15 protein-coding genes and 8 pseudogenes are annotated in these 24681 nt (G+C 66.2%); 2 read left to right on the top strand and 21 right to left on the bottom strand.

Annotated elements, in window-relative coordinates:
* Positions 1-37: 37 nt before the first annotated feature.
* The 21 genes and pseudogenes from CN538_RS11050 to CN538_RS22815 form a co-directional block, all read right to left on the bottom strand.
* A complete protein-coding gene (locus tag CN538_RS11050) occupies positions 38-364 on the bottom strand; it encodes a TilS substrate-binding domain-containing protein (protein WP_164999579.1) in 327 nt (108 codons plus the stop codon).
* Positions 361-528: a hypothetical protein gene (locus CN538_RS20395; protein WP_164999578.1), complete on the bottom strand. Its 168-nt coding sequence runs from the start codon at positions 526-528 to the stop codon at positions 361-363. Before CN538_RS20395 ends, CN538_RS11050 begins: the two co-directional genes overlap by 4 nt.
* The gene (tilS, locus tag CN538_RS11045) at positions 528-1145 is read right to left on the bottom strand and encodes a tRNA lysidine(34) synthetase TilS (RefSeq protein ID WP_106419455.1); all 618 of its coding nucleotides are present in this window, start codon (positions 1143-1145) and stop codon (positions 528-530) included. Before tilS ends, CN538_RS20395 begins: the two co-directional genes overlap by 1 nt.
* A gap of 58 nt (positions 1146-1203) precedes the next feature.
* Positions 1204-2154 (bottom strand): acetyl-CoA carboxylase carboxyltransferase subunit alpha, encoded by a 951-nt coding sequence (locus tag CN538_RS11040; RefSeq protein ID WP_106419454.1) that lies wholly within the window; start codon positions 2152-2154, stop codon positions 1204-1206.
* A gap of 99 nt (positions 2155-2253) precedes the next feature.
* Positions 2254-5760 carry a DNA polymerase III subunit alpha gene (gene dnaE / locus CN538_RS11035; RefSeq protein WP_106419453.1) on the bottom strand — a complete coding sequence of 1169 codons (3507 nt, stop codon included), beginning with the start codon at positions 5758-5760 and terminating at the stop codon, positions 2254-2256.
* Between the two features lie 96 nt (positions 5761-5856).
* The gene (gene rnhB, locus CN538_RS11030; RefSeq protein ID WP_106419452.1) at positions 5857-6483 is read right to left on the bottom strand and encodes a ribonuclease HII; all 627 of its coding nucleotides are present in this window, start codon (positions 6481-6483) and stop codon (positions 5857-5859) included.
* 10 nt (positions 6484-6493) lie between these two features.
* Positions 6494-7678, bottom strand: a pseudogene (gene lpxB / locus CN538_RS11025) (lipid-A-disaccharide synthase).
* Positions 7679-7694: 16 nt separating this feature from the next.
* Positions 7695-8463: pseudogene (lpxA, locus tag CN538_RS11020) on the bottom strand (acyl-ACP--UDP-N-acetylglucosamine O-acyltransferase).
* Positions 8460-8903: pseudogene (gene fabZ, locus CN538_RS11015) on the bottom strand (3-hydroxyacyl-ACP dehydratase FabZ). The pseudogenes lpxA and fabZ overlap by 4 nt, the downstream one beginning before the upstream one ends.
* A 148-nt stretch (positions 8904-9051) precedes the next feature.
* The gene (gene lpxD / locus CN538_RS11010) at positions 9052-10092 is read right to left on the bottom strand and encodes a UDP-3-O-(3-hydroxymyristoyl)glucosamine N-acyltransferase (RefSeq protein ID WP_106419451.1); all 1041 of its coding nucleotides are present in this window, start codon (positions 10090-10092) and stop codon (positions 9052-9054) included.
* A gap of 48 nt (positions 10093-10140) precedes the next feature.
* The gene (locus CN538_RS11005) at positions 10141-10617 is read right to left on the bottom strand and encodes an OmpH/Skp family outer membrane protein (RefSeq protein ID WP_242494999.1); all 477 of its coding nucleotides are present in this window, start codon (positions 10615-10617) and stop codon (positions 10141-10143) included.
* A 179-nt stretch (positions 10618-10796) separates the two neighbouring features.
* On the bottom strand, positions 10797-13133 hold the full coding sequence (gene bamA, locus CN538_RS11000) for an outer membrane protein assembly factor BamA (protein WP_242494998.1): 2337 nt from the start codon (positions 13131-13133) through the stop codon (positions 10797-10799).
* A 148-nt stretch (positions 13134-13281) separates the two neighbouring features.
* Positions 13282-14637: an RIP metalloprotease RseP gene (gene rseP, locus CN538_RS10995; protein ID WP_106420624.1), complete on the bottom strand. Its 1356-nt coding sequence runs from the start codon at positions 14635-14637 to the stop codon at positions 13282-13284.
* Between the two features lie 37 nt (positions 14638-14674).
* Positions 14675-15860: pseudogene (locus CN538_RS10990) on the bottom strand (1-deoxy-D-xylulose-5-phosphate reductoisomerase).
* A 6-nt stretch (positions 15861-15866) separates the two neighbouring features.
* Positions 15867-16666: pseudogene (locus CN538_RS10985) on the bottom strand (phosphatidate cytidylyltransferase).
* On the bottom strand, positions 16659-17420 hold the full coding sequence (uppS, locus tag CN538_RS10980) for a polyprenyl diphosphate synthase (protein WP_106419450.1): 762 nt from the start codon (positions 17418-17420) through the stop codon (positions 16659-16661). The pseudogene CN538_RS10985 and the gene uppS overlap by 8 nt, the downstream one beginning before the upstream one ends.
* A gap of 63 nt (positions 17421-17483) precedes the next feature.
* A complete protein-coding gene (gene frr, locus CN538_RS10975) occupies positions 17484-18041 on the bottom strand; it encodes a ribosome recycling factor (protein ID WP_106419449.1) in 558 nt (185 codons plus the stop codon).
* Between the two features lie 10 nt (positions 18042-18051).
* A complete protein-coding gene (pyrH, locus tag CN538_RS10970; RefSeq protein WP_035472500.1) occupies positions 18052-18798 on the bottom strand; it encodes a UMP kinase in 747 nt (248 codons plus the stop codon).
* Positions 18799-18959: 161 nt separating this feature from the next.
* Positions 18960-19826, bottom strand: coding sequence for a translation elongation factor Ts (tsf, locus tag CN538_RS10965; protein ID WP_106419448.1), 867 nt, complete (start codon positions 19824-19826; stop codon positions 18960-18962).
* 164 nt (positions 19827-19990) lie between these two features.
* A pseudogene (rpsB, locus tag CN538_RS10960) lies at positions 19991-20723 on the bottom strand (30S ribosomal protein S2).
* Between the two features lie 66 nt (positions 20724-20789).
* Positions 20790-21218 (bottom strand): hypothetical protein, encoded by a 429-nt coding sequence (locus CN538_RS22815; protein WP_242495845.1) that lies wholly within the window; start codon positions 21216-21218, stop codon positions 20790-20792.
* On the opposite strand from CN538_RS22815, the pseudogene map reads away from it, so the two are divergent.
* A pseudogene (gene map, locus CN538_RS10955) lies at positions 21120-21871 on the top strand (type I methionyl aminopeptidase). The gene CN538_RS22815 and the pseudogene map sit on opposite strands and share 99 nt — an antisense overlap.
* 64 nt (positions 21872-21935) lie before the next feature.
* Positions 21936-24605, top strand: a pseudogene (locus CN538_RS10950) ([protein-PII] uridylyltransferase).
* The last annotated feature ends 76 nt before the right edge of the window (positions 24606-24681 follow it).

The following is a 24681-nucleotide window of genomic DNA, read 5'->3' as shown; positions in this document are numbered from 1 at the left end:
TAATACTCTCTTCGTTAACCCCTCGTCGAAAGCCCCCTTATGGGTAGCGCCCTCCTCGACCGTTCTCGCCGTGGTCGGGCTCGCGGCTCAGGCGATAACGGTAGTTCCCCCAGGGCGTGGCCAACACGCCGCAGCCATCCCAATCGACGCACCACTGCGGGTTCCAACGGCGCCGGCGTCGGCAAAGATAGAGCGCCCCGCGCCATACCCGCGCCTCCGCCCCCGGCCAGACCACCCTGACCTTGCGATCTTGGCCCGCCTGCCACTGGCGGCGCAGCTCGGCCAGACGCGCCGCCGGCGGTGCCGGCAGCGCCAGGCGGGCCAGGGCGTGGCGCACCAGCAGGCGCTGGCGCGCCGGGCTCACAGCGGCGTCAGCCGTGCCAGCGGCAGGCACCCGGGATCATCGCCGGCGAGAGCGAGATCGCCCTCGGCCAGCTCGGCGAGCAGCTCGTCCGCCTCCGCCAGCCAGGCCACACTGCGCCCCACCGCCGCGACCGCCCCTGGCCAGCGTTCGCTCAGCGGCGGCACTACCGGTGGCGCAGGAAGTTGCGGTCATACTCGAGCGCGTGATTGGTGGGGTCTTCGCACCAGGCGAGATCACACTGCTCGGCGGCAGCGCGCAGCGTCGATCGTGACACCCCGAGCCAGGGCCGAATGATCTCCAGGCCACGCCAGTGCCGCCGCAACGGCATGCCAGCGAGCCCGGTCACGCCGCTGCCGCGCAGCGCGGCGAGCAGGAAGGTTTCGAGCTGATCGTCAGCGTGCTGGGCCAGCCACAGCATGTCGCCCGTCGCCAGGGTGGCGGCGAACGCGGCATAGCGTGCCTCCCGCGCAGCCGCCTCGAGCCCCTGCCCTGCCGGCGTCACCGTGACCGGCACCACGCTCAGCGGCACCGCGAGCGCGGCGCACAGTGCCCGGCAGTGGTCGACGAAGGTCGCTGCCGCGGGCTGCAGGCCGTGGTCGACATGCACTGCTCTCAGCGTAATCCCCTGCGCGCGCGCCGCCGGCGCCACGCGGCTCAGCAGCAGTGACGAATCGAGACCACCGGAGAGCGCCACCCATAGCCGTCGCCCCGGGGCCAGTGGCGCCAGGGCTTCAGTGATGAGGGCATCGAGTACATCGAGAGGGGGACGAGAGTCGGCCACCGGGAGACCTCCTGAACGCGCCTCGACAAGGGAGAGCGTGGCGCGGCCAGGCGTGAGCTTACTGCGGGGCGCCGTAGGACATCAGGCGTTCGTAGCGGCGCGCCAGCAGCGCGTCGGTGTCCATTCCCTGCAGCCGGTCGAGGCTTTCGAGCAGCGCCGCGCGCACGCTCTCCGCGGTCTTGCGAGGCTGACGATGGGCACCGCCCGGCTCGTCGATCAGCGTGTCGACGAAGCCCAGCTCCTTCAGCCGTTCAGCGGTGATCCCCATCGCCTGGGCCGCCTCGGAGGCTTTCTCGGCGCTCTTCCACAGGATCGAGGCGCAGCCTTCGGGCGAGATCACCGAGTAGGTGGAGTACTGCAGCATCTGCAGCTCGTCGCAGACGCCGATGGCCAGCGCCCCGCCGGAACCGCCCTCGCCGATCACGGTGGCGACGATCGGCGTCTTGAGGCGTGACATCACCGCCAGGTTGTAGGCGATCGCTTCCGACTGACCGCGCTCCTCGGCATCGATGCCCGGATAGGCGCCCGGCGTGTCGATGAAGGTGAGCACCGGCATCTTGAAGCGCTCGGCCATCTCCATCAGGCGGCACGCCTTGCGGTAGCCCTCCGGGCGCGGCATGCCGAAGTTGCGGCGCACCTTCTCCTTGACATCACGCCCCTTCTGATGGCCGATCACCATCACCGGCTTGCCATCGAGCCGTGCCACGCCGCCGACCAGGGCAGCGTCGTCGGCGAAGTTGCGGTCACCGTGCAGTTCATCGAACTCGGTGAAGATGCTGTCGAGATAGTCCAGCGTGTAGGGACGCTGCGGATGCCGCGACAGCTGCGTCACCTGCCAGGCGGTCAGGTCACGGAAAATCTGCTCGGTGAGCTTGCGGCTCTTCTCTTCGAGCTTGCCGATCTCGTCGCTCAGGCTGATGCGGCTGTCGTTCCCGACCAGGCGCAGTTCTTCGATCTTGGCCTGAAGTTCGGCGATCGGCTGTTCAAAGTCCAGATAGTTGGGATTCATAGGGCGTCTACTGTGATGTCCTGGCAACCTGAAGCGTGCGGCGTACGCTGCGGCGAAAACGCGTCATTATCGCACCCTCACGAGTGTTGGCAACCGCCGTCAACCGCCGCGGTAGCGCAGGGCGACCGATTCGTGGCCCTCGACATCGCGCAGCGCGGTGATCAGCTCGTCGCTGGGCGACACCCGCCACGCCTCGGCGAGCTCGAAGCAGCCGCTGGCACTGGCGTTGCGATAGCGCACCCGCACCGGCAGCCCGCGCTCGCTCAGCCACGGCGTCAGGCTGTCGTGGAGCGAGCGCGAGAAGCGCCCGTTGAGGCGTGCGCCGTCGACCGAAAGCTCGATCGCTTCGCCGAAGCGGGCGCGGGCATCCGCCATCAGCGTGACCTCCTTGCTGCGCAGGCGCAGACCGCCGGAGTAGTCGTCGCTGGAGACTTCGCCCTCGATGATCAGCACCTGGTCGGCGTTGAGCTGACCGCGCACCTGGTCGAACAGCTCGCCGAACAGCGACGCCTCGATGCGCCCGGTGCGGTCGTCGAGGGTGACGAAGGCCATGGTGTCGCCGCGCTTGGACTTCATGGTGCGCATCGCCACCACCAGCCCGGCCACGCGCTGCGGCTCCCGCGACGGCTTGAGATCGACGATCCGGGTGGCCACGAAGCGCTTGAGCTCATGCTCGTACTCGTCGATCGGATGGCCGGTGAGATAGAGCCCGAGGGTATCCTTCTCGCCGGCCAGGCGCTCCTTGTCGCTCCAGTCGCGGGCGTGACGATAGTCGGCGTAGACGTCGCCATCGGCGGTATCGACGAAGGCCTCGCCGAACATGTCGATCATGCCCAGGTTCTGGTTGGTCTGGTTCTGCGAGGCGGCCTTGAGCGCGGCGTCCAGCGAGGCCGCCATCACCGCCCGCGACGGCCCCAGGTTGTCGAGCGCGCCGGAGCGGATCAGCGCTTCGAGGGTGCGCTTGTTCATGCGCTTGCCGTCGATGCGGCGGCAGAAGTCGAACAGGTCGGTGAACGGCCCGTCGGCCTGGCGCGCCTCGACGATCGCCGCGATCGGGCCCTCGCCCACGCCGCGGATCGCCCCCAGGCCGTAGACCACCCGAGCGCTGTCATCGACGGTGAACTTGTAGGCGCCGACGTTGACGTCCGGCGGGGTCACCGTCAGCCCGATATGGCGGCACTCCTCGATCAGCGGCACGACCTTGTCGAGGTTGTCCATCTCGGTGGAGAGCACCGCGGCCATGAACGGCCCTGGATAGTGCGCCTTGAGCCAGGCGGTCTGATAGGAGACCAGCCCGTAGGCGGCCGAGTGCGACTTGTTGAAGCCGTAGCCGGCGAACTTCTCCACCAGGTCGAACAGGTTGCCAGCCAGGTCCTTGTCGATACCGTTGTTGGCGCACCCCTCCATGAAGCCGGCGCGCTGCTTGGCCATCTCCTCCGGCTTCTTCTTGCCCATGGCACGGCGCAGCATGTCCGCCTGGCCCAGGGTGTAGCCGGCCAGGACCTGGGCGATCTGCATCACCTGCTCCTGGTAGAGGATGATGCCGTAGGTGGGTTCGAGAACCGGCTTCAACAGCTCGTGCTGGTAGTCCGGGTGGGGATAGGCCAGCTCGGCGCGGCCGTGCTTACGATTGATGAAGTCATCGACCATGCCCGACTGCAGCGGCCCCGGGCGGAACAGCGCGACGAGGGCGATCATGTCCTCCAGCGAGTCGGGCTGCAGGCGCTTGATCAGCTCCTTCATGCCGCGGGATTCGAGCTGGAACACCGCCGTGGTCTCGGCCTTCTTGAGCATGTCGAAGGTCGGCTTGTCGTCGAGCGGGATGGTGCTGATATCCAGCGGCCCCTGTCCCTCACGCCCGCGCACCACATCGACCATCTCCAGCGCCCAGTCGATGATGGTGAGCGTGCGCAGGCCGAGGAAGTCGAACTTGACCAGCCCGGCGTCCTCGACGTCGTTCTTGTCGAACTGCACCACCAGCCCGGAGCCGTCCGGCTCGCACAGCAGCGGCGAGAAGTCGGTGAGCTTGGTCGGCGCGATCACCACCCCGCCGGCATGCTTGCCGGTACCACGGGTGATGCCTTCGAGCTTGAGCGCCATCTCCCAGATCTCGGCGGCCTCCTCGTCGGCCTCGAGATACTCCTTGAGCTGCGGCTCCTGCTCGATCGCCTTGGCCAGGGTCATGCCGACCTCGAAAGGGATCAGCTTGGAGAGCTTGTCGCCCATGGAGTAGGGCTTGCCCTGGGCGCGCGCCACGTCGCGCACCACCGCCTTGGCCGCCATGGTGCCGAAGGTGACGATCTGCGATACCGCGTTGCGGCCGTAGCGGTCGGCCACGTAGTCGATCACCCGGTCGCGCTTCTCCATGCAGAAGTCGACGTCGAAGTCGGGCATCGAGACGCGCTCGGGGTTGAGGAAGCGCTCGAACAGCAGGTCGTACTCCAGCGGATCGAGATCGGTGATCTTGAGCGCATAGGCGACCAGCGAGCCGGCCCCGGAACCGCGCCCCGGCCCCACCGGGATGTCGTTGTCCTTGGCCCACTGGATGAAGTCCATCACGATCAGGAAGTAGCCGGGGAAGCCCATCTTGAGAATGATGTCGAGCTCGAAGTCGAGGCGCTTGCGGTACTCGGGCTCATAGTCGGCGAGCACACGACCGGGGTAGATCGGGTTGTCGCCTGCGAACAGCTGATTCAGGCGCTCGCTGAGGCCATCGTGGGAGATCTTGCGAAAGAAGGTGTCCTGGGTCATGCCCTCGGGGATCGGATACTCCGGCAGGAAGATCTCGCCCAGACGCACCGTGGCGTTGCAGCGCGCCGCGATCAGCACGCTGTTCTCCAGCGCCTCGGGGATATCGGCGAACAGCGCCGCCATCTCTTCGGGGGTCTTGAGATACTGCTCCTCGGTGTACTTGCGCTCGCGCCGCGGGTCCTCCAGCGCCTTGCCCTCACCGATCGAGACCCGGGTCTCATGGGCCCAGAAATCCTCGCGGGCGAGGAAGCGCACGTCGTTGGTGGCCACCACCGGGGTGCCGGTCTCGCTGGCCAGGCGCACGGAGTGGTAGACGCACTCCTCATCATATTGGCGCCCGGTGCGCTGCAGTTCGAGATAGAAGCGCCCGGGGAAGTACTGGTTCCACTCCGCCAGCAGGGTGCGCGCGGTGTCGACGTGCTCGGCGATCAGAAAGCGTCCGATCTCACCCTCGCGCGCCCCGGAGAGGGCGATCAGCCCGTCGCTCTGCTCGAATACCCACTGCTTGTCGAGGATCGCCTGATTCTGGCGCTGGCCATCGGTCCAGGCGCGCGAGATCAGCTCGGTCAGATTGCGGTAGCCGGTGTCGTTCATCGCCAGCAGCGTGAGCCGGTAGGGGTGGCTCTCGTCGTGGGCGTTGTGGAGCCAGAAGTCGGCGCCGACGACCGGCTTCAGGCCCGCCCCCTGGGCCGCCTTGTAAACCTTCACCAGGCCGAACAGGTTGGTGTCGTCGGTGACCGCCACGGCCGGCATGCCGGCCTCCACGCTGGCATTGATCAGCGGCTTGAGGCGCACCAGGCCATCGACCAGGGAGTACTCGCTGTGAACACGGAGATGAACGAAAGGTGTAGTCATGACGAACTCGAGATCGGGCGGCGAATGAGTGACCGCGACAGGATACCAGCTTGGCCCCGGGCAAGCAGAGACTCCGGGAATGGGACAGGGTGCCGCTCAGGAGAACAGCGCCAGCTGCTCGCGTACCGGGGCGAACGAGCGCCGATGCGCCGCGAGCGGCCCCCAGCGGACGAGCGCGTCCAGGTGCTCGCGGGTGGGATAGCCCTTGTGGCGGGCGAAGCCATACTCGGGATGGCGCGCATCCAGCTCGGCCATCTGGGCGTCGCGCGCCACCTTGGCCAGAATCGACGCGGCGCTGATCGCCGGATGGCGCAGATCGCCCTTGACCACCGCCTGCCCAGGACAGGCGTGGCCCGGCAGGCGGTTGCCGTCGACCAGCAGATACTCCGCGGCCAGCGGTAGCGCATCGATGGCGCGGCGCATCGCCAGATGCGTGGCGTGGTAGATATTGAGCTGGTCGATCTCCTCCGTCGTGGCCTCGGCCACCGCGAACGCCAGCGCCTGCTCGCGGATGCGCAGATCCAACGCCTCGCGGCGGGCCGCACTCAGCCGCTTGGAGTCGGTCAGCCCGTCGATGGGGCGCGCCGGATCGAGGATCACCGCAGCCGCCACCACCGCGCCCACCAGCGGGCCGCGCCCGACTTCGTCGACACCGGCGAGGCGCTCGCCATGGTAGTCGATTACCAGTTCGGGATAGGTCTGAGGGGCGCGCTTGGCGGGCATGACTGACCTCTCAAGAGGGGCGCGCTTTAGAAGCACTAGGGTTAGAGGCGGTGACGCTGAGCGCACCGTGCTCGACCAGTTCGAGCACGGCACTGGCGGCGCGCTCGCTGGCGCCGCGCTGCAGCCCGGCGTGGAGCTCGGCGAAGCGTGTCTCCAGCGCCTCGCGCCGAGTGCGTCGTCGAACCAGGGTCAACGTCTCGACCAGGCGCTCGGCATCTACCGCGTCCTGGATCAGCTCCGGCACCAGTTCCTCCTGGGCAATCAGGTTGGGCAGCGAGATCCAGCGTGTCTTGACCAGCCGCTGGGCCAGCCAGTAGGTGGCCGGCGCCATGCGATAGGCCACACCATGGCGCGATGGCAGAGCATGGTCTCCAGCGCCGCGGTGCCCGATGTCAGCAGCACCGCGTCGGCGGCGGTCATCGCCTCGCGCGAGCGGCCATCGCAGAGCGTGACCCGCTCGGCCAGCTGCGGAAAGCGTTCGAGCAGCGCCTCGAGCTCCTCCCGGCGCTGCGGCGAGGCCGCGGGATCACCACCTGCAGCTCACCCAGCCGCTCGCGCAGCGCCGCGGCGGCGCGCAGGAAAATCTCGCCCTGGAAGCGCACCTCGTTGCTGCGCGAGCCGGGCAGCAGCGCCAGGGTCGGCGTGGCCGGGTCGAGCTCCAGCGCCTCGCGCGCAGCAGCGCGGTCGTTGACCAGCGGTAGCTCGTCGGCCAGCGGATGGCCGACATAAGCTACCGGCACCCGATGCTCGGCGTAGAACGCGGCCTCGAACGGCAGAAAGGTGAGCATGGCATCGACCGCCCGCGCGATCTTCTTGACCCGGCCCTGACGCCAGGCCCAGACCGAGGGGCTGACATAGTGGGCGGTGCGGATGCCGCGTTGGCGCAGCTGAAGCTCGAGGCCGAGATGAAGTCCGGGGCGTCGATGCCGATCATCACGTCAGGCCGCCAGGCGAGTGCATCGCGCTTCAGATGGCGGCGCACCTTGATCAGCCCCGGCAGGTGCTTGAGCACCTCGACCAGCCCCATCACCGACAGAGTCTCCAGCGGATAGAGGGACTCGAGCCCCTGGGCCTGCATGCGCGGGCCGCCGATGCCGCGGAACTCGACGTCGGGGCGGCGCTGACGCAGCGCCTGCATCAGCCCGGCACCGAGGATGTCGCCGGAGAGTTCGCCGGCCACCAGATAGACACGCATCCTGCCCCCGGACCGGCTAGCGGATGATGCCGCGCTGGGAGACCTTGAGCGAATCGACGAAGCGCTGGGTCTCCTCAAGCGCGAAGCGGCGCTCGATCTCGGCGATCGCCTGCTCCAGGGTCAGACCCTTGCGGTAGACCAGACGGTACCCTTCGCCGAGGGCCTTGATCGCCTCGGCGGAGAAACCGCGGCGCTTGAGTCCGATCGAATTGAGCCCGTGGGGCGCGGCCGGGTTGCCGCTGACCATGATGAACGCCGGGATGTCCTTGGTGATCGCCGAACAACCGCCGACCATGGCGTGCTCGCCCATGTGGCAGAACTGGTGGATCGCCGACAGCCCGCCGAGGATGGAGAAGTTGCCCAGGGTCACGTGGCCGGCCAGGGTCGCCTGGTTGGCCAGGATGCAGTCGTCGCCGATCAGACAGTCGTGGCCGACGTGGGAGTAGGCCATGAACAGGTTGCGACTGCCGATGGTGGTGACGCCACGATCCTGCATCGTGCCGCGGTGGATGGTCACCGCTCTCGCGGATGACGTTGTCGTCACCCACCTCGAGACGAGTGGGCTCGCCGGCGTACTTCTTGTCCTGGCACTCCTCACCCACGGAGGCGAACTGGAAGATGCGATTGCGCTGGCCCAGGCGTGTCGGCCCCTTGATCACCACGTGCGGGCCAATCACGCAGCCCGCATCGATCTCGACATCGGGACCGATCACACTGTACGGGCCGACCTCGACGTCAGCGGCCAGACGCGCAGCGGGATCGACGATGGCGGTGGGATGAATCAAGCGATTTTCCTCTCGGCGCAGATGATTTCGCCCTCGCAGGCCAGCTCGCCGTCGACGCTGGCGCGGCAGGCGAATTTCCAGATGCCGCGCTTGCCCTTGATCACGTCGGCTTCGAGCTTGAGCTGATCGCCCGGCATCACCGGCCGCTTGAAGCGCACGTTGTCACTGCCTACGAGATAGTAAACGTAACCGTCGGCGGGCAACTTGTTGACGGTCTTGAAGCCGAGGATACCGCGGCCTGGGCCAGTGCTTCGATGATCAGCACGCCCGGCATGATCGGATGAGGATGGGGAAGTGGCCGTTGAAGAAGGGTTCGTTGATGCTGACGTTCTTGTACGCCACGATCGATTCGCCAGCGTGATCTCCATCACGCGATCTACCAACAGAAAAGGATAACGATGCGGTAGATACTCACGAATCTGGTTGATGTCCATTATCATCAATACGACCTCTGAAATAACGAAATGCCTGCCGAAAAGGCAGGCACACGGAGGTAAAGCGGCGTTCACCCATGTGGGCGGGCATTATACAGGCGCACTACAGGGCTGCCAGCCTTTCGCCCCCGCGCCGATTGCCATACCCCTCCGTTCACGCATCGCGTCGGCCACGCTCGAGTCGTGTCAGACGCTTGGCGATCTCGTCCAACTGCTTGAAGCGTACCGCGTTCTTGCGCCACTGACTATTCGACATCGAGCCCGTGCCGGAGGAGTAGACGCCCGGCTCGAGGATCGAATTGGTGACCAGGCTCATGCCGGTCACCTGGACACCGTCGGCCAGGGTCAGATGGCCCGAGAGCCCCACCCCGCCACCGAGCAGACAGTGACGGCCGACCTTGGTCGAACCGGCGATGCCGACGCAGCCGGCCAGCGCGCTGTGATCGCCGATCTGCACGTTGTGGGCGATCTGCACCTGGGAGTCGATCTTGACCCCATTGCCGATCAGGGTGTCACCCAGCGCGCCGCGGTCGATGCTCGAACAGCTACCCACCTCGACATCGTCACCCAGACGCACGCCGCCGAGCTGAGCGATCTTCTCCCAGGATGCGCCGTCATGGGCGAAGCCGAAGCCATCGCCGCCGATCACGCAGCCGCTGTGAAGAATCGCCCGCTGGCCCACGCTGACGCCGTGATAGAGCGTGACATTGGCGTGCAGACGCGAGCCCTGGCCCAAGGTGGTATCGGCGCCGATGAAACTGCCGGCACCGATCACGCAGTCATCAGCGATCTCGACCCCGGCCTCGATCACGCAGTGCGCGCCGATCTCGACCCGTGCCCCGATCACCGCATCGGGGGAGACCACCGCACTGGGATGGACACCCTGTGAATCACGGTTGTCCAACGGGTCGAACAGCCGCGACAGCCGTGCGTAGCCCAGATAGGGATTGTCGAGCTCCAGCCGTGGGCACGGGCAGGTCTCGCCATGGGCCGGGTGTACCAGCACCGCACTGGCGCGGGTATCGGCCAGATACTTGAGATAGGCACGATTGGCGAGAAAGGCCAGATCGCCCGGACCGGCATCGGTCAGGGTCGCCAGGCCGCTGACGCGGAGCTCGGGATCACCGACCAGGCGAGCGTCGATGCGCTCGGCGAGTTCGCCGAGCGTGTAGGAAGCGGGGGCAGCACTCTTCATGAACGGGGGCCGTTCTCGATCGTCAGTTGAGTGAGTTGAAGATCTTGGTCACTTCGTTGGTGATGTCCAGGCTGTCGCGGAGTAGACCACCGCGTCGCGATCCACGACCATATCGAGCCCACGCTGCTTGACCACACGCTGGATCGCCTGGTCGAGCTTGGGCTTGGCGCCCTTCAGATACTGCTGTTCGGCCTGCTGCTGGGCCTGAGCGATCTGGCCACGCAGCTGCTGGAACTGGCCGCCCTTCTGGCGCAGTTGCTGGGTCACCGCGTTGCGCTCGGACTCGGACATCACGTCACCGTTCTTCTGCAGTTTCTCCTGCAGCTGCTGCAGCTGCTGACCGAGCGCCTCGGCCTGCTTCTGCTGCGGCCCGATGCGGTTCTTCAGCTGGTTCATCGACGCCTGCGCCGACTGCGAGGACATCAGCGCCTGGCGCCAGTCGAGCACGCCGACATCGGTGGCCATCGCCGGCAGGGAAACCAGCGTCATGAGTCCTAGCCCGAGGGCACCTATTACCTTGCGCATCCGCGCCTCCTTGAGCATATGCTCTCGATGAATGGAGCTTGATGAGTAGAGCTTGGTGAATGGAGCTTGGTGAATCTCACCCCGGCAGTCACCGCCGTGGCGCTTCGCGGGAGTCGCCCTGCCCCCGGCGCGCCCACTGAGAGGCGCCGCCGGGGCCGACGATCGGCGAAAGCCTCCCGTCAGAAGGTCTGACCCAGCGAGAACTGGAACACCTGCGGGTCGTCGCCGTCCTTCTCGTTGAGCGGCTTGGCCACGCTGAAGGTCAGCGGCCCCACCGGCGTCAGCCAGGAGAGCCCCAGGCCGACGCTGTAGCGCAGATCACCCAGATCGACGCCGCTCTTGCAGCTAGAGGTCATGCCCTCGGGCACGTCGTAGCAGTCGGTCAGGAAGGTGTTGCCACCATCCAGGAAGATGCTGGTCTGCAGCGAGCGGCGATCCTCGATCCACGGGAACGGATAGATCAGCTCCGCCGAGCCCTCGACCAGCACGTTGCCGCCCAGGGTGTCGTCGTCACCGTTGCCCCGCTTGGTGGTCTTCGGCCCCAGCGTATTGCCGGTGTAACCGCGCACCGAACCCAGGCCGCCGGCGTAGAAGTTCTCGTAGAACGGATAGGGGTCATTGGAGCCCAGGGTATCGGCGTAGCCCAGGTTGCTGCTGAACTTGAGCGACCAGTCCGGGTTGAGCTCGAACAGCTTCTGGCCGCGATAGCGCAGTTTGTAGTACTCGGCGTCCGAACCGGGCACCGCCGTCTCCAGCGAGACGCGCTGATAGCTGCCCGCGGTGGGCATGATGCCGCGGTTCAGGTTATTGCGGGTCCAGCTCGCGGTGAGCTTGTAGTTGAGGAAGTCCTCACCCTGGTCATCGACGTACTGCACGATCTCGGCGGGCGTGTCGTCGTAGGTGTCGATCGACAGGTTCTCGAGGCCGACGCCGAAGTTCAACCGCGACAGATCGTTGATCGGATAGCCGAAGTTGATGTTGCCGCCGTAGGAGTCGGTGGAGTAGGTCGAGATATCGGAGTCTTCGTAATTGGTCTCGCGGTAGAAGACGTTGTAACCCCGCGAGATACCGTCCAGCGTCCAGTACGGATCGGTGTAGCCGAAGTTGACGTTGGTGAAGGTGTCACTGCGCTGGGCACCGATATTGACGCGGTTGCCGGTACCCAGGAAGTTGTTCTGGGCCAGCGCCGCACCGTAGATCACCCCGGCGCTCTGGGAGAAGCCGACGCTGGCCGAGATCGAGCCGGAGGGCTGCTCCTGGACGTTATAGGTGACATCGAGCTGGTCCGGCTCGCCGGCCACCGGGCGCGTGTCGACGTCGACCTGCTTGAAGAAGCCGAGCCGTTCGAGCCGCTGACGCGACTGCGAGATCTGGTCAGTGGAGGCCGGCGCGCCCTCCATCTGCACCATCTCGCGGCGCAGCACCTCGTCCTGGGTGGTGGTGTTGCCTTCGAAGTTGATCCGGCGCACGTAGGCACGGCGACCCGGGTCAACGCGGAAGGTCACGTCGACGGTGTCGCTGCCCTCGTGCACCGTGGGCACCGCCTTGATATCGGCGAAAGCGAAGCCCTCGGCGCCGAGCTTCTGGCGCAGCGCCTCGGAGGAGGCAGTGAGCTTGCTCTGGGAGAAATACTCGCCGGGCTTGGCGGTCACCAGCGAACGCGCCACCGACTCGTCCATCTTGAGATCGCCGTCGAAACGAATCTGGTCGAGCTTGTAGCGCTTGCCCTCGTCGACGTTGATGGTGACGAAGATGCGCGACTTGTCGGGACTGATCGAGACCTGAGTCGAGGTGATGCGGAAATTGACGTAGCCGCGGTCGAGATACCAAGAGCGCAGCGTCTCCAGGTCACCGGAGAGCGCCTCGCGAGAATACTTGTCGTCGGAGAACCAGCCGAAGAACCAGCCGGGCTTGTCCTCCAGCTTGAACAGATCGCGAAGGGTATCGTCGTCGTAGGCCTGGTTGCCGACCACGTTGATCTGGCGAATCTTGGCGACTTCACCCTCGTTGATATTGATATTGACGCGTACGCGGTTGCGCTCGAGCTGCTCGACCGAGGTCTCGATGTTGGAGCTGTAACGGCCCTGAGACTGATAGAGGCGCTCGAGTTCGCGCTGCATCTCCTCGAGGGTGGAGCGCTGCAGCACCTGCCCTTCGGCGATGCCGGCGTCACGCAGCCCCTTGCGCAGGTCGTCGTCGGAGATCTGCGAGTTGCCCTCGATGTTGATCTCGGCGATCGAGGGACGCTCGACCACGTTGATGATCAGGACGTCGCCGTCGCGCGAGAGGCGGATGTCGTCGAAGAGCCCGGTCTGGAACAGTTTCTGCGCGGCGTCGCCCAGTTGCTGATCGTCGACCCGCTGGTCGGCGCTGACGGGAAAGGCGTTGAAGACCGATGCCGCCGAAACGCGCTGCAGCCCCTCCACGCGAATATCCGAAATCTCGAAAGGTGCAGCCAGCGCCACAGGCGAGCTGGCCAGCAACAGTCCTGCCAATCCGATGGTCTTGAGTTTCATGCAATCAGTCGCTTCTCTGGGGTCCGCCCGCGTATCGAACAGGCACCTTATACATTTCCCTCAGTGACTGACAAGGCCAGGCCCGTCGATCACCGAAGTCTTCCTTTCGCCGCCCGTCGCCATCCCTCGGCGGGCGCAGTCCCGCCTGCTAGAGCCGCATCAGATCGAAATAGAGGGCCATTACCATCAGACAGCCGACCAGCGCCACGCCGATCTTGAGCCCCATGGCCTGGGCATTCTCCGACACCGGCCGCCCGCGCACCAGCTCGATCAGGTAGTAGACCAGGTGTCCGCCGTCGAGTACCGGGATCGGCAGCAGGTTGAGCACCCCCAGGCTGATCGACAGGTAGGCGAGAAAGCCGACGAAGGTCTCGACCCCGCTGCGCGCCGAGTCCCCCGCGATCCGCGCGATGGTGATCGGCCCGGAAAGATTGGAAGGCGAAATCCAGCCCACCACCATCTTGCGGATGGAATCGGCGGTGAGCCAGGTCATCTCGCCGGTCTTTTCAAGCGCCTGGCCCACCGCGGCCAGCGGCCCGTAACGAATCTCGCGACGATACTGTGCCGGCCACTCGACCCGCTCGGAAGCCGCACCGATATAGCCGATACGTGCACCGTCCTCCGCCTCACGGATATCCGGCGTCAGCGTCAGCGTGCGCGTCTCACCGCCCCGCGACAGGGTCACCTGCAGCGGCTCGCCGGGATGTGCGCGCACCGCCTCGACGAAGCCCGCCCAGTCGTCGAGCTCACGCCCGTCGACGCGCAGCAGGCGATCGCCGGGCTGAAGCCCGGCCTTGGCCGCCGGACCGCCCTCGAGCACCTGCCCCAGCACGGCTGGCGCCGTCGGCCGGAACGGCACCACGCCGAGCGTGGCCAGCGGCTGCGGTGGGTCCTGGCGCACCAGCCAGCCACTGACCGGCACGCGGTGGTCGGTGGTCGGGCCCTCGGCGCGCTCGCGGGTGGTCACGCTCAGCGCGCCGTCGGCGCCGATCGCCGCAATCAGCTGCAGATTGACGTCGTTCCAGGAGGGCGTCGACTCGCCCTGCACGCTGACGATCTCCTGGCCCTGACGCAGACCGCCCTCGGCCGCCGGCGACCCCGGCACCACCGCGCCCACCACCGGTGCCACCGTGGTCGTACCGTAGACGAACAGCGCCCAGTAGGCGACCACCGCCAGCAGCAGATTGGCGATCGGGCCGGCGGCGACGATAGCGATCCGCGCCCATACGCTCTTGCGATTGAAGGCGTGCTCGCGCTCGGCCGGGTCCACCGGCCCCTCGCGCTCGTCGAGCATCTTGACGTAGCCGCCGAGCGGAATCGCGGCCAGCGCGAACTCGGTGCCGTGGCGGTCGCGGCGCGACCACAGCGGCTTGCCGAAGCCGACCGAGAAGCGCAGCACCTTGACCCCGCAGCGACGCGCGACCCAGAAATGGCCGAACTCGTGAAAAGTGATCAACAGGCCGAGCACGACGATGACGGCCAGCACATTCTGGAGCGCATCCATCACGCCCATCCCCTCTAGCAGGATCCGGCCAGCCGGATCATTGTGGCAGCAGCGACTCGGCGGTACGCCGGGCGCGTGCATCCTCGCACATTATCACGTCGAGCGAATCGGCTGCGCGCACCTCGAGCGCCTCGAGGGTCGCTGCCACCACCCGGGCGATTCCCGGAAACGACAGACGCCCGGCGAGAAACGCCTGCACCGCGACCTCGTTGGCGGCGTTGAGCACCGCCGGCGCGGTGCCGCCCGCCACCATCGCCTGGCGCGCCAGGCGCAGGCAGGGGAAGCGCTGCTCATCGGGCGGCTCGAAATCGAGCCGCCCACCGCGAACAGGTCGAGCGCCGCGACCCCGGCATCGATACGCTCGGGCCAGGCCAGGCCGTAGGCGATCGGCGTACGCATGTCGGGGTTACCCAGCTGCGCCAACACCGAACCATCGCTGTAGCCCACCATCGAATGGACGATGCTGGGGATGGACCACCACCTCGACCTGGGCCGGGGCGGCATCGAACAGCCAGCACGCCTCGATCAGCTCCAATCCCTTGTTCATCAGGGTGGCACTGTCGACCGATCTTCTGCCCCATCGACCAGTTGGGGTGCGCGCAGGCCTGGGCCGGCGTCACGCTGTCCAGGTCGGCACTGGCCCACTCGCGGAACGGGCCGCCGGAGGCGGTCAGCAGCAGGCGCGAGACGCCGAGGCGCTCGAGCCCGCCGCGATGCTGCATAGGAAGACACTGATAGATCGCATTATTTCCGAATCGATCGGTAAAAAGTGTCGCCCCGGCACGCGCGACCGCCTGCATGAACAGGCTGCCGGACATTACCAGTGCCTCCTTGTTGGCGAGCAGCACGCGCTTGCCCGCCTCCACCGCCGCCAGCGTGGGCAAAAGCCCGGCGGCACCGACGATCGCCGCCATCACCACGTCGGCGTCGGGATCACCGGCGACCTCGACCAGCGCCTGCTCGCCGCTGCTCACCTCGGTGGCGCCATGGCCAGCGGCGCCCAGCTCGGCGCGTAGCCACTCGGCGTCCGCGGCGCTGCCGATCACCGCCCGTGCCGGCGCCCACGCCAGGCACAGCTCGAGCAGCGCCTCGCGGGAGCGCTGGGCGGTCACCGCGTGCACTCGGTAGCGCTCGGGGTGACGCGCCAGCACGTCGAGGGTGCTGCGCCCAATGGAGCCGGTCGCGCCAAGCACGCTGACCTTCAGGGGGGAGGATACGGTCATGCGGGGTTATCCCAGCCAGGGGCTAATCAGCGCGAACAGCGGCACTGCCGCTGTCAGGCTGTCGATGCGATCGAGGATACCGCCATGCCCGGGAAGCAGATGGCTGGAGTCCTTGAGGCCACTGAAGCGCTTGAGCATGCTCTCGAACAGATCGCCCACCACCGAGACCATTGCCACCAGCAGTGCCAGCAGCAAAAGCCCCAGGGCCTGCCCCAGATCGAACGGCAGCCACAGCGCGTAGCCGAGCGCCAATAGCGCCACCGCCACCCAGCCGCCGTAGACCCCTTCCCAGGACTTGCCGGGGCTGACATGCCGGGCCAGCTTGCGCCGGCCGAAGCGGCGCCCGGAGAAATAGGCGCCGATATCCGCCAGCCACACCAGCAGCAGCACGAACAGCAGCCACTCACTGCCCTCCTGGCGCAGCTGATAGAAACCGACCCAGCACGGAAACAGTACCCACACCCCCATCGCCAGGCGCACACCGGGGCGCTGCCACTCGTGGGTGGCATCCGGGTAGCGGATGACCCAGCGGGCATTGGCCAACCAGCCGAGCACGCCCAGCCACAGCGGCCAATGGGCGGATGCCCAGCCGGCGAACCACGCCAGCAGCAGCAGCAGCGCCAGCGCCGCCGTGTAGGCCAGGCGCGGGCGGTGGCGGCGAAGCCGGCCAGACGCGCCCACTCCCAGGCGCCGAGCAGCAGCACCAGGGCGGTGAACAGCGCGAAGGCGCCGCCGTCGAGCCCGAACAGGCCGGCCAGCGCCAGCGGCGCCAGTATCAGTGCGGTCAGAATCCGTTGCCTAAGCACCATGCGCCTCGACTTGCTGTTGACTCATGCCGAAACGGCGCTGCCGCTGGCGGAAATCCCCCAGCGCGGCATCGAACGCGGCGGCGTCGAAATCGGGCCATAGCTGCGGCGAAAACACCAGTTCGGCGTAGGCCAGCTGCCACAGCAGGAAGTTGGAGATACGCTGCTCGCCACTGGTACGGATGCACAGATCCACCGCCGGCTCACCGGCCAGGCAGATCTCGCTATCGAGCAGCGTCTCGTCGATCTCCTCCGGGGCCAGCTCGCCGTCGGCCACCCGCCGGGCCAGCCGGCGCGAGGCCTGGGCGATATCCCAGCGGCCACCGTAGTTGGCCGCCACCACCAGATGCAGCCCCGGATTGTCACGGGTCTGTGCCTCGGCGCGCGCCATCTGCTTCTGCAGCGAAGTGGAGAAGCGTCGACGGTCGCCGATGATCGACAGTCGGATGCCGTTGTCGTCGAGTTTCTTGACCTCGCGCTTGAGCACGAGCATGAAGAGCTCCATCAAGGCACTGACTTCGGCCGACGGCCGGCGCCAGTTCTCGCTGGAGAAGGCGAACAGGGTGAGGGTGCCGATGCCGAGTTCCGCCGCCCGGCGGATCACGCTACGCAACGACTCGACCCCAGCGCGATGTCCCTGCGCGCTGGAGAGCCCCCGGGCGCGCGCCCAGCGATTGTTGCCGTCCATGATGATCGCCACATGGCGAGGCACCGACGACATCGCCAGGGCGTCACGCGACTGCATGTCTGTCATGATATCTCGCAAGCCGGATGGGCGACGGCGGCACGCGCTTCATGCCCGTGCCGCCGTCGAACCTCACACCTGCATCAGGTCGTGTTCCTTGGTTTCCAGAAGCTTGTCGATCTCGCTGACGTACTTGTCGGTCAGCTTCTGGACCTCTTCTTCACCGCGACGTTCGTCGTCCTCGGTGATCTCCTTGTCCTTGAGCAGGGACTTGAGGTCGCTGTTGGCGTCGCGGCGCACGTTGCGTACCGCCACGCGGGCATTCTCGGCCTCGGCGCGGGCCTGCTTGATGTAGTTGCGGCGCGTCTCTTCGGTCAGCGGCGGCATCGGCACGCGGATGACGGTGCCCGCAGTGGCCGGATTCAAGCCCAGATCGGAGGTCATGATCGCCTTCTCGATCTTCTGCACCATGGTCCGCTCCCACGGCGTGACGGCGAGCGTGCGCGCGTCCTCGACGTTGACGTTGGCGACCTGGTTGAGCGGCACGTCGCTGCCGTAGTACTCGACCATCACCGCATCCAGAATGCTGGGGTGGGCGCGCCCGGTACGAATCTTGTGGAAGTTGGTCTGGAGCGACTCCAGGCTCTTCTTCATACGCCCTTCGGCGTCTTTCTTGATGTCGTCGATCATGTCCTAAACCTCAATCAATCAGCGTGCCTTCTCGCCCACCGACCACCAGATTCAACAGCGCGCCGGGCTTGGTCATATCGAACACGCGCACCGGCATGTCATGGTCACGTACCAGACAGATGGCGGTCAAATCCATCACCCCGAGCTTCTGGTCGAGGACGTCATCATACCCCAGGCGCTCGTACTTGACGGCGTCGGGATGCTTGACCGGATCCTTGTCGTAGACACCGTCGACCTTGGTGGCCTTGACCACCACGTTGGCATCGATCTCGATACCGCGCAGGCAGGCGGCGGAGTCGGTGGTGAAGAAGGGGTTACCGGTGCCCGCGGAGAAGATCACCACGTCGCCGGAAGTGAGATAGCGAATCGCAGTGCGGCGATCGTAGTGCTCGACCACGCCGCTCATGGGGATCGCCGACATCACCCGCGAACGGATGTTGGAACGCTCCAGCGCATCGCGCATCGCCAGCGCATTCATCACCGTCGCCAGCATGCCCATGTGGTCGCCGGTGACCCGCTCCATGCCGGCGGCATGCAGTGCCGCACCGCGGAACAGGTTGCCACCGCCGATCACGATACCCACCTGTACGCCGATCCCTACCAGTTGGCCGATCTCCAGCGCCATGCGGTCGAGCACCTTGGGATCGATGCCGAACTCCTGCTCGCCGGTCAGTGCCTCACCGGACAGCTTGAGCAGGATGCGCTTGTACTTCGACTTCTCGGCGGGCTTGTTCGAACGGTCGACGACGTCGGACATGGGGATCTCTCCTGGTGATTGCGGGGCGTGTCGGCGGGACCGGCTGGAGGAACGCGATTCTCATCCAGCGGATACGCGATGGCGTGCGCTTTCGCGCACGCCATCAGTGGGAGCAGTCGCGGGCGCCTGGCGACCACCGCTCCCGACGGAAATCACGGGGCTCAGCGGCGAGCCTGTTCCATGACTTCCTTGGCGAAATCGACCTCTTCCTTCTCGATGCCCTCGCCGACCTCGAAACGCGTGAAGCCGATGACTTCGCCGCCAGCGCTCTTGGCGTACTCGGCCACGGTCTGGTTCGGGTCCTTGACGAACGGCTGCTCGGTCAGGCTGTTCTCGGCCAGGTACTTCTTCAGACGACCCTGGACCATCTTCTCGGCGATTTCGCTCGGCTTGCCGGCCATGTCCGGCTGCGCCAGGATGATCGCCTTCTCCTGGTCGAGCTGCTCCTGCGGCATCTCTTCAGGACGCGCGACGACCGGATTGATCGCGGCCACGTGCATGGCGACGTCCTTGGCCACGTCGGCATTGCCGCCCTTGAGCACGGTCAGCACGCCGATACGATCACCGTGGACATAGGCACCGACCACGCCGCCTTCCGGCGCATCGACGACCACCGCGCGACGCACGGAGATGTTCTCGCCGATCTTCTGCACCAGCTGGTTGCGCGCGTCTTCCAGCTCACCATCCATGATCGCGGCGATGTCTTCGGACTTGGTCTCGAACACCTTGGCCATGACCTTGTCAGCGAAGCTCTTGAAGTTGTCGTCACGCGACACGAAATCGGTCTCGGAGTTGACTTCGAGCATCGCGCCGTAGCTGCCATCGGCGGCCACGCGGGTGACGATGGCGCCTTCGGCGGCGGTACGGCCAGCCTTCTTGGCTGCCTTGAGGCCAGAGTTCTTGCGCAGATCTTCGATCGCACGCTCGATGTCGCCCTCGGCTTCGGTGAGTGCCTTCTTGCACTCCATCATGCCGAGACCGGTACGCTCACGCAGTTCCTTGACTAGAGAAGCGCTGATAGCTGCCATGTGAGTCCCTCTGAAAATCGCTGTTTCGTCTGACGAACGGCGCCCGCGGGGCACCGCTGCGGGTGTAAAAAGGGGGCTCGATAGCCCCCTCTGTCTGCGCTGATGCCGGCGATCCGGTGACCGCCCTCGGGAGCACGCCCAACGCAGACGCGATGCCTGCGGCGTTACTCGGCCGCGGCGTCGCTGGTCTCGCTGACTTCGACGAACTCGTCCGGACGGCCTTCCTTCGCCTTGGCGCAGGCATCGGCGATCGCCTGCACGTAGATCTGGATCGCGCGAATGGAGTCGTCGTTACCCCGGGATGACGTAGTCGACGCCGTCCGGGTTGGAGTTGGTGTCGACCACCGATGACCGGAATGCCCAGCTTGTTGGCTTCGTTGATCGCGATGCGCTCGTGGTCGACGTCGATCACGAACAGCGCGTCGGGCAGGCCACCCATCTCCTTGATACGCCGATGGAACGCTCGAGCTTCTCCTGCTCGCGGGTCGCCATCAGGACCTCTTTCTTGGTCAGCTTCTCGAAGGTGCCATCTTCACGCATGGTCTCGAGTTCACGCAGACGCTTGATCGACTGACGAATGGTCTTGTAGTTCGTCAGCATGCCGCCCAGCCAGCGGTGGTTGACGAACGGCTGACCGACGCGATTCGCCTCTTCCTTGATGATCTTGCTGGCGGAACGCTTGGTACCGACGAACAGGATCTTGTTGTTGGAAGCGGCCATCTTCTCGACCACGCCAGTGGCTTCGAGCAGCGCCGGCAAGGTATGTTCGAGGTTGATGATGTGAATCTTGTTACGCGCGCCGAAGATGTACTGACCCATCTTCGGGTTCCAGTAACGGGTCTGGTGACCGAAGTGTGCACCTGCCTTGAGCAGGTCGCGCATGTTGACTTGTGCCATGGTGACTCCTGAAGAATCGGGTTGGGCCTCCACACACCCCATGGATCCGACCGCTCGGCGTTGCCGTCACGGCACCCGGGACCATGTGTCGGTGCGTGTGTGTTTTTTTCGGTGGCGCCTCGAGACGAGTGCACTCACCGCCACTGTCGCGTCGACCGCCTCCACCATCATGTGGGCATGAGACATCGCTGTCTCGCGCCGCGTCAGGACGGGAATTGCAGTCGAGCGCGCGGCTTTATACCATAGAACCCACGCAAGATGAAGTCGCCGGTCGTCGAAGCCAACGCCTCGACGCCGTTTCTGTCGTCTCTTCACCACGACCTGCGACACCCACCGAACTCCGCTGCGAGGACGCGCATGAACATTCCACGCAAGACACCCGACGAAATCGAAAAAATGCGCGAAGCCGGCCGTCAGGCCGCCGCCGTGTTCGACATGATCACCCCCCACGTCGTCGCCGGCGTCTCCACCGGCGAGCTCGACCGCCTGTGCCACGACTTCATCGTCAAGGAGCTCGGCTCGACCCGGCACCGCTCAACTACCACGGCTTCCCCAAGTCGATCTGCACCTCTCTCAACCACGTCGTCTGCCACGGTATCCCCGACTTCGACAAGAAGCTCAAGCACGGCGACATCATGAACATCGACATCACCGTGAAGACCGCCGACGGCTATCACGGCGACAGCAGTATGATGTTCGTGATCGGCGAGACGATCCAGGGTGAGCGCCTCTGCCGGGTGACCCAGGAGTGCCTCTACAAGGCCATGGCCGAGGTGCGCCCGGGCGTGCGCCTCTCCACCATCGCCCGGGTGATCCAGGCCCACGCCGAAGGCTTCGGCTACTCGGTGGTGCGCGACTTCTGCGGCCACGGTATCGGCGCCGGCTTCCACGAGGAACCCCAGGTGCTGCACTATGACGGCTATGCGCCCGAGGCCGACGCCGAGCTCGCCTCCGGCATGTGCCTGACCATCGAACCGATGCTCAACGCCGGCGGCTACCGCACCAAGGTACTGCGCGACGGCTGGACCGCGGTGACCAAGGACAAGAGCCTGTCGGCCCAGTGGGAGCATACTCTGCTGGTCACCGATACCGGCGTCGAGGTGCTCACCGCCCGCGCCGACGAAGACCTGAGCTTTCTCTCCGCCTGACCGTCCCCTGCCCGCCCGGGGTCGCCTGGCGACCCCCCTTCATCGATCGGGAGCGCTCGCGTTCATGCTGCTGCATCATTATCGGTTCCAGCCCGACGAATCGCTGTTCGACGTCGCCGCGTTCCGTGCCGAGCTCGCCCGTGAGCGCCAGCCCATCCCGGCGTTCAAGCAGGCCCTGGCGACCCTCCACGAGCGTCTCGATGCGCGCTTCCGCCAGGGCAGCGATATCCGCGACCTGATTCACGGCCGCGCCTGGTGCCTGGATCGCCTGCTCGAAGTCGCCTGGGAGCGCTTCGACTGGCACGACGACGGTATCGCCCTGCTCGCGGTGGGCGGCTACGGCCGCGGCGAGCTGCACCCCTACTCCGACATCGACCTGCTGCTGCTACTCGAGCACGACGACGACACCCCCTACCGCGAGGCGCTGACCGGCTTCATCACCTTTTTGTGGGACATCGGCCTGGAGATCGGCCAGAGCGTGCGCTCGCTCAACGACTGCGAGCGCGAGGCGCGCGCCGATATCACGGTGATCACCAACCTGCTCGAGACGCGCACCCTGGCCGGCCCCGAACGCCTGCGCGGGGCCATGCGCGAGCGCTTGTCGGCACGCCACATGTGGTCGTCGGCGGCCTTCTTCGAAGGCAAGTGGCAGGAGCAGATCACTCGCCACTACAAGCACAACAACTCCGAGTATCACCTCGAGCCCAATATCAAGAGCGCCCCGGGCGGGCTGCGCGACATCCAGATGATCGGCTGGGTGGCCAAGCGCCACTTCGGCCCGCTGCGCTACGAAGACGTGGTCGCCCAGGGCTTCATGAACGACGCCGAGCTGCGCATCCTGAGCCAGGGCCAGGCGTTTCTGTGGCAGGTGCGCTACGCCCTGCACATGCTCACCGGGCGCGCCGAGGATCGCCTGCTGTTCGACCATCAGCGCGCCCTGGCGGCGCTGTTCGGCTATGTCGATACCCGCTGGCGGCTGGCGGTGGAGCAGTTCATGAAGGCCTACTACCGCCACGTCACCGCTCTGGCCGGCCTCAACGACATGCTGCTGCAGCACTTTGACGAAGTGATCCTGCGCGCCGGCGAAGCGCTGGAGGTGAAGCCGATCAACCCGCGCTTCGAGACCAAGGGCGGCTATTCAGCTGCGCCACCCCAACGTCTTCGTACGCCGACCGGGGGCGCTGCTCGAACTGTTCCTGGTGATGGCTCAGCACCCCGAGATCGAGGGCGTGCGCGCCGACACCATCCGCCAGATCCGCGACCACCGCCACCTGATCGATGACACCTTCCGTCAGGATCTGCGTCACCAGAGCCTGTTCATGGAACTGCTGCGCAGCGGCGGCGACGTTCCCACCCAATTGACGCGGATGAATCGTTACGGCGTGCTGGGCAAATATCTGCCCGAGTTCGGCGAGGCGGGGGGCTGATGCAGCACGATCTGTTCCACATCTATACCGTCGACGCCCACACCCTGCGCCTGCTGAGCTTCCTGCAGCGCTTCCGCGAGGCCCGCGACAGTGACGAGTACAGCGTCGCCATCGAAGTGATCCAGAAGCTGCCCAAGCTCGAACTGCTGTGGATCGCCGGGCTCTATCACGATATCGGCAAGGGCCGCGGCGGTGACCACTCGCAGCTGGGCGCGGTGGATGCCGCCGACTTCGCCACCCGCCACGATCTGTCGCCCTGGGACACCCGCCTGGTGGCATGGCTGGTGGAGCACCACCTGCTGATGTCGAAGACCGCGCAGAAGCGCGACATCTCCGACCCCGACGTGATCCACACCTTCGCCCGTACCGTGCGCGACGAGGTCCACCTCGACTATCTCTACGTGCTTACCGTGGCCGACATCAGCGCCACCAACCCCTCGCTGTGGAACGGCTGGCGCGCCTCGCTGATGCGCCAGCTCTATACCGAAACCCGACGTGTGCTGCGGCGCGGGCTCGACAACACGATCGACCGCCAGGGCTGGGTCAGCGAGACCCGCGAGGAGGCACTCGGCCTGCTGCGCGCCATCGGCGCCGACAGCGAGCGGGTCGAGGCGCTGTGGCAAACCTTCGGCGAGGACTACTTCCTGCAGTACACCGCCAGCGAGATCGCCTGGCAGACCCAGGGCATTCTCGCCCACCAGACGCCGCTGCCGCTGGTTCTGGTCAGCGCCCCCAGCGCCGACATGACCGAGGGCGGCACCAAGATCTTCATCCATACCCGCTCGGTCGACGACCTGTTCGCCGCCACCGCCGCGGCGATGGAGCAGCTGGGGTTGTCGATCCACGACGCGCGCATCGCCACCTCCAGCGACGACTGGACGCTCAACACCTTCATTCTGCTCGACGACGACGGTGACGCGATCCGCGATCCGGCGCGTCTCGAGGAGGTGCGCCGCTATCTGGTCGAAGAACTCGACGACCCCGACGACTACCCGCAGATCGTCAGCCGTCACACGCCGCGCCAGCTCAAGCACTTCAAGGTGCCGATCGAGGTGATCATCGAGCAGGACCCGGCCAACGAGCGCACCTCGCTGGAGCTGATCGCCCCCGACCGGCCGGGCCTGCTGGCGCGGGTGGGGCGCATCTTCATGGAGCAGAACATCGCGCTGTCGGCGGCCAAGATCGCCACCCTCGGCGAACGCGTCGAGGACGTCTTCTTCATCACCGACAAGCAGGGCCGCCCGCTGACCGACCCCGACGCCCAGCGTCGCCTGCGCGAGCGCCTGTGCGAGGCGCTCGACGTCTGACCCGGGTTCCCGGCGCCCCGGTTTGAGCCGGGGTGCCGGGACGCCTATAATCGGCGGCTTTGCGACACTGCGAGCG

This window comes from Salinicola tamaricis (assembly GCF_003006155.1).
Lineage (GTDB): Bacteria > Pseudomonadota > Gammaproteobacteria > Pseudomonadales > Halomonadaceae > Salinicola > Salinicola tamaricis.
This window is presented reverse-complemented; position numbering and strand designations above follow the sequence as displayed.

Coding starts and splice junctions, on each gene's coding strand:
- frr (WP_106419449.1), bottom strand. CDS start 18,041: ATGATCGACGACATCAAGAAAGACGCCGAAGGGCGTATGAAGAAGAGC.
- lpxD (WP_106419451.1), bottom strand. CDS start 10,092: ATGAAGAGTGCTGCCCCCGCTTCCTACACGCTCGGCGAACTCGCCGAG.
- bamA (WP_242494998.1), bottom strand. CDS start 13,133: ATGAAACTCAAGACCATCGGATTGGCAGGACTGTTGCTGGCCAGCTCG.
- uppS (WP_106419450.1), bottom strand. CDS start 17,420: ATGACAGACATGCAGTCGCGTGACGCCCTGGCGATGTCGTCGGTGCCT.
- rseP (WP_106420624.1), bottom strand. CDS start 14,637: ATGGATGCGCTCCAGAATGTGCTGGCCGTCATCGTCGTGCTCGGCCTG.
- pyrH (WP_035472500.1), bottom strand. CDS start 18,798: ATGTCCGACGTCGTCGACCGTTCGAACAAGCCCGCCGAGAAGTCGAAG.
- tsf (WP_106419448.1), bottom strand. CDS start 19,826: ATGGCAGCTATCAGCGCTTCTCTAGTCAAGGAACTGCGTGAGCGTACC.
- dnaE (WP_106419453.1), bottom strand. CDS start 5,760: ATGACTACACCTTTCGTTCATCTCCGTGTTCACAGCGAGTACTCCCTG.
- CN538_RS11005 (WP_242494999.1), bottom strand. CDS start 10,617: ATGCGCAAGGTAATAGGTGCCCTCGGGCTAGGACTCATGACGCTGGTT.
- CN538_RS11040 (WP_106419454.1), bottom strand. CDS start 2,154: ATGAATCCCAACTATCTGGACTTTGAACAGCCGATCGCCGAACTTCAG.
- rnhB (WP_106419452.1), bottom strand. CDS start 6,483: ATGCCCGCCAAGCGCGCCCCTCAGACCTATCCCGAACTGGTAATCGAC.